Origin of the sequence: Actinoplanes sp. NPDC048791, from assembly GCF_040650095.1 — a bacterium.
Taxonomy (GTDB): domain Bacteria; phylum Actinomycetota; class Actinomycetes; order Mycobacteriales; family Micromonosporaceae; genus Actinoplanes.
Genome location: NZ_JBEZGQ010000682.1, coordinates 1 through 4,664, shown reverse-complemented (window position 1 = coordinate 4,664; position 4,664 = coordinate 1). Strand labels below are relative to the sequence as shown.

The window sequence follows — 4,664 nt, the reverse complement described above, 5'->3', positions numbered from 1 at the left end:
CGGCCAGCGCGTAGATCCGGCCCGCCCGCGCGGTCAGGGTGAAGTCCGCGAGCCGTCCCGGCACCCGCAGGTGCTCGACCCGCAGCGCGTGGGTGAGGTCGGGGTCGGGCCGCCGGGAGGTCTCCAGGCGGTGCGGCGCCTCGCCGAGCATGTGCACGATGAGACGGTCCACGGTCAGGCCGGCCGCGGGGGCGGTGACGACCCGGCGACCGTCGCGCAGCACCGTGACGGTGTCACAGAGCTCGAGCACCTCGGGCAGGCGGTGCGAGACGAAGATGACGGCGCAACCGCGGGCCGCCACCCGGCGTACCGCGGCGAAGACCCGCCGGCTCTCCACGTCGCTGAGCGTGGCGGTCGGCTCGTCCAGGATGACCACCCGGGCCCGCTGGCTGAGCGCCTTGGCGATCTCGACGAGCTGGCGTTCGCCCATGCTCAGCGTGGCGACGAGCTGGCCGGGCCGCAGCCGGTCGAGACCCATGTCGTCGAGCAGCTCCCGGCAGCGGCGCACCGCGGCCCGGCGGCGGGTGACCAGCGGGGCGTCGATGTCGCCGAGGCTCATGTTCTCCAGCACGGTCAGCGCGGGGACCACGCTGAGCTCCTGGTCGACCAGGGCCACCCCGAGGCGCTGCGCCACCTGGCGGCTGCGCAGGTCGACCTGCTCCCCGTCGAGCACGATGCGGCCGGCGTCCGGCGCGAGCTGGCCGGACAGCATCTTGACGACCGTGCTCTTGCCGGCGCCGTTGTGCCCGCACAGGGCGTGGATCTCGCCCGCCCCGACGGTGAAGGAGACCTCCCGCACCGCCGGGACGCCGGCGAAACTGCGCGCGAGGGCGTCGACGACGACCAGCGGCCCGCTCACGCCTGGCTGCACTGTTCCTCGAACTGCGCGATGGTCGCCTTCGTGACGCGGTCCTCCTTGACCAGTTCGCTCTTCGGCGGGTTCTCGCCCTTGAAGTAGCGGGTGACGTAGGAGGCGGTCTGCTTGGCGATCGTGATCGGATCCTCCGTCGCGGTGCCGTACATCTCGCCGGTCTTGATGGCCGCGATGCCGGCCTTGAAGCAGTTGCCGCCGGTGACGACCAGGCCGTCGGTCCCGCCGACCTTGCACCCCGCCTGCTTGGCGGCCTGCACGACCGGCAGGGCCATGTAGTCGGCCATCCCGTAGGCCGCCTGGATGCCGTCGCAGCCGTGCTTGGCGAACAGCTGCTGGGCGACCTTGCCGGAGGCCGTCGGGTCCCAGTTGGTGTCCTGGTCCTCGATCACCTGGTACTGCGCGGCGGTGGCCATCACCTTGCCGAAGCCGCTCATCCGGTCCTGGGTGACCAGCATGGCCTTGGTGCCGGACAGCACGATCACCTTGCCCGACGCCCGGCCCTGGGCCTTGAGCCCCTCGATGATGTTCTGGGCCGCGAACTCGCCGAGCTTCACGTTGTCGGAGAGCACGGACATCACGTCGTTCTGGACGGCCGGGTCGGGCCGGCCGTCGACGATGAGGACGGGGACCCCGGCCTGCTTGGCCTTCTGGATCGGGACCACCGTCGCCGTGGTGTCCCACAGCGCGGCGACGATCAGGCTCGGCTTCTGCGAGACCGCCTGGTTGAAGTTCTGCACCTGGGTGCCGGCGTCCATGCTGGTGAGGTCGTTGATCTTCACGCCGGACGAGGCCAGCTCGGCCTTGAAGGTCTTGTTGTAGGCGGCGCCCCAGGGGCTGGCATCGCCGTAGCCGACGAAGGCGATGGTCTTGCCCTGGGTCCCGCCACCACCGGCGGCCGTGCCGCTGCCGGACGAGCCGCCGCCGCAGGCCGAGGCGGCCAGCGCCGTGCTCAGGGCACCGATCAGTAGTCCGGCCCGCAGTGATCGAGTCCGCATCATTGGCTCTCCTTCGGAGTCGTACGCGGCCGGTGGCGCCCGCTGACTAAGCGCATAGTTACCTGGTAATCTGCGTGTGTCAACCGTCACACCTTTGTGACAGCCGGGAAACGGATCACCTGGGCGGATTCGTACCGCCGCACGGGGTGCGTAGGGTCGCCGCAGCGGCGAGGAAAGAAGGCGGTCACCCGATGGCGAAGCGACGGCAGGCCCGTTTCACCACCCAGGACCTGGAAGGACTCCCCGAGCTGGACGACGAGTCCCCGACCCTCTGGGACGAGTCCCGCGGCGACGTGCCGCGCAAGCTGCTCACCTCGGCGGTGCGCTGCTTCGCCTCGAACGGCTTCCACGCGACCACCACCCGCGACATCTCCAGCGGTGTCGGCCTGAGCCCGGGCGCGCTCTACGTCCACTTCCCGTCGAAGGAGGACGTCCTCTTCGAGATCATCCGGACCGCGCACCGGCGGGTGCTCAGCTACGTCAGCGAGCCGGCCGTGCTCACCGTCGAGGACCCCGTACGCCACCTCCGGGCCCTGGTCGCCCGCTACACCGAGTGGCACGCCCGCCACCACGTCGCCGCGCGGGTCAGCCAGTACGAGCTCGCCGGGCTCTCCCCCGAGCACTACGAGGAGATCGTCGAGCTGCGGCACGAGACGAACGTCGTCTTCCGGGCCGCGGTCGAGCGGGGCGTCACCACCGGCGTCTTCGCCGACATCGACGTCAAGCGGGTCTCCCGGGCCATCCTGTCGCTGGGCATCGACCTGATCCGGTGGTACCGCCTCGACGGCTCGGACTCCCCCGGGCAGCTGGGCGAGTTCACCGCCCAGCTCGCCCTGAAAATGGTCATGACACCGGACATCGACCTCGAAGCGGCCGGCGTGGGCGGAGTGGGCGGCGTGGGCGCTCAGTCCTCCAGCGCCGAATAGACCAGCTGACTCAGCTGCTGGCGCAGGGGGTAGGTGCTCGACGGCATGAGCTGGGTGAAGAACATCGCGGTCACCCGGTCCACCGGATCGACCCAGAACGCGGTGCTGGCGACCCCGCCCCAGTAGAACTCGCCGGCGTTGTTCGCGGAGCGGCCGGGCACGGTGTCCTGGGTGACGGCGAAGCCGAGACCGAAGCCCACCCCGGCCAGCGACGTCTCCGCGAAACCGCCGGTCGACAGGGCGGCGAGGTCCTGACCGCCGGGCAGGTGGTTGCGGGTCATCAGCCGTACCGTCCGGCTGCCGAGGACCCGCCGGCCGTCGAGTTCGCCGCCGTTCAGCAGCATCTGGGTGAAGCGGTGGTAGTCGGCGGCGGTGCAGACCAGCCCGTGGCCGCCGGCGCGCAGGACGGGTGGTCGCAGCGCCTGCCGGCCCAGCTCCTCGGCCGGCACCGGCCGACCGGTGACGGGGTCGGCGGTGTACAGCGTGGCGATTCGCGTGGCGTCGGCCTGCGGAACCCAGCGCCGCACCTCGGTCATGGCCAGCGGGGCGAAGACCCGTTCCTGGAGAACGGTGTCGAAGTCCTGCCCGGCGACCACTTCGACGAGCCGGGCCAGCACGTCGGTGGCGACCGAGTAGCCCCAGGCGGTGCCCGGCTGGAACAGCAACGGCAGGTCCGCGTACCGGTCGACCGTCGTGGCGAGATCCAGGCCCGGGTCCGCCAGGTCGAAGCCGGCCTCGCGGTACAGCCGGTCGACCACCGAGGTGTGCAGGAAACCGTAGGTGAGTCCGGCGGTGTGGCTCAGGAGATGCCAGATCCGGATGGGTTCCACGGCGGGGACCGTGAACGGCTTGAGCGCGGAACCCTTGTCGTACACCCGCATGTCGGCGAAGGCGGGCAGCCACCGGCTGATCTCATCGGTCAGCTGGAACCGGCCCTCCTCCCACAGGGTCATCGCCGCGACCGACGTGATCGGCTTGGTCATGGAGAAGATGCGCCACAGCGTGTCGTCCTCTACCGGCGTGCCGGCCGCCAGGTCGCGGTGGCCGTAGACGCTGCTGTGAACGATCCGGCCGTGCCGGGTCACGAGGATCTGCCAGCCGGGGAGCAGACCGTCGTCGACGTACCGGCGGAAGTGCCGATCGATCCTGCTCACGTGCTCACCGCGCCGGTGAGGGCGGGAACGGCGGATCCGGGCGGCACACCGTGCCTGGTGCTGGCGGTCTCGCGGTCAGCAGGTAGTGGCTCACGTGAGCGTCGACGCAGGCGTTGCGCTGCAGGTGGAAGGCGACGTGTCCCCAGCCTGCGTAGGACAACAGGCGCGAGTTGGGCAACAGCCGGGCGGCACCGACGGCGCCGGCGTAGGGGGTGGCCGGGTCGAAGTAGTTGCCGACGATCAGCACGGGCGCGGCTGTCGGTGTGGTCCACGGCCCGTGGTAGCTGTCCTGGCCGGCGCTGGGTGGCCAGGAGCGGCACTGGCTCCACACCCAGGTGTAGATGCGGCCGAAGTAGCCGTACTGCCGCTCGGCGCGGTCGGCGGCGGCCTGCCAGGTTCGGAAGGAGCGGGGGTTGACCGTGTCGGAGCAGGCTACGCCTGGCTTGCCCTCCACCTCGTTCAGGTACATCTCCTGCGCCGGGCTCTTCTCCCGCGCCGCGCCCTTCCCGCCCGCCGGGCTCAGCTCCCGCGCCGGGCTCTTGTCCGGCGTCGAGCCGGCGGTCGTCCGTGGCGCCGCCGTCGACAGCTGCTTTTCCACATCCGCAACGAAGGACCCCAGGCCGGGCCAGCTCGCCGCGTTGAACACCGCTCCCAGGGCGACACCGATCAGATCGTTGTAGCTCAAGGTTCTCGGCCGCCCGGTGGAGGGATCAAC

The 4,664-nt window shown here is 70.9% G+C and carries 5 protein-coding genes; 1 reads left to right on the top strand and 4 read right to left on the bottom strand.

What is annotated here, in order from left to right; translation table 11 throughout:
- Together AB0C29_RS34445 and AB0C29_RS34440 are read right to left on the bottom strand one after the other, a co-directional pair.
- Window positions 1-859: ATP-binding cassette domain-containing protein (locus tag AB0C29_RS34445; protein WP_360829283.1), on the bottom strand; the 859-nt coding region annotated here is incomplete at its 3' end.
- On the bottom strand, window positions 856-1,869 hold the full coding sequence (locus tag AB0C29_RS34440) for a sugar ABC transporter substrate-binding protein (protein ID WP_360829280.1): 1,014 nt from the start codon (window positions 1,867-1,869) through the stop codon (window positions 856-858). The genes AB0C29_RS34445 and AB0C29_RS34440, both read right to left, overlap by 4 nt.
- Window positions 1,870-2,060: 191 nt before the next feature.
- On the opposite strand from AB0C29_RS34440, the gene AB0C29_RS34435 reads away from it, so the two are divergent.
- The gene (locus tag AB0C29_RS34435) at window positions 2,061-2,795 is read left to right on the top strand and encodes a TetR/AcrR family transcriptional regulator (protein ID WP_360829277.1); all 735 of its coding nucleotides are present in this window, start codon (window positions 2,061-2,063) and stop codon (window positions 2,793-2,795) included.
- On the opposite strand, the gene AB0C29_RS34430 is transcribed toward AB0C29_RS34435, so the two are convergent.
- Window positions 2,774-3,949: a serine hydrolase domain-containing protein gene (locus tag AB0C29_RS34430; RefSeq protein WP_360829274.1), complete on the bottom strand. Its 1,176-nt coding sequence runs from the start codon at window positions 3,947-3,949 to the stop codon at window positions 2,774-2,776. The two genes, AB0C29_RS34435 and AB0C29_RS34430, sit on opposite strands and share 22 nt — an antisense overlap.
- 4 nt (window positions 3,950-3,953) lie before the next feature.
- The coding region (locus tag AB0C29_RS34425) for an alpha/beta hydrolase (RefSeq protein WP_360829271.1) at window positions 3,954-4,664 on the bottom strand (711 nt) is incomplete at its 5' end.

Excerpts from the sequence above, each read along its gene's own strand:
- AB0C29_RS34440 (WP_360829280.1), bottom strand. The coding sequence starts at position 1,869 with ATGCGGACTCGATCACTGCGGGCCGGACTACTGATCGGTGCCCTGAGC.
- AB0C29_RS34435 (WP_360829277.1), top strand. The coding sequence starts at position 2,061 with ATGGCGAAGCGACGGCAGGCCCGTTTCACCACCCAGGACCTGGAAGGA.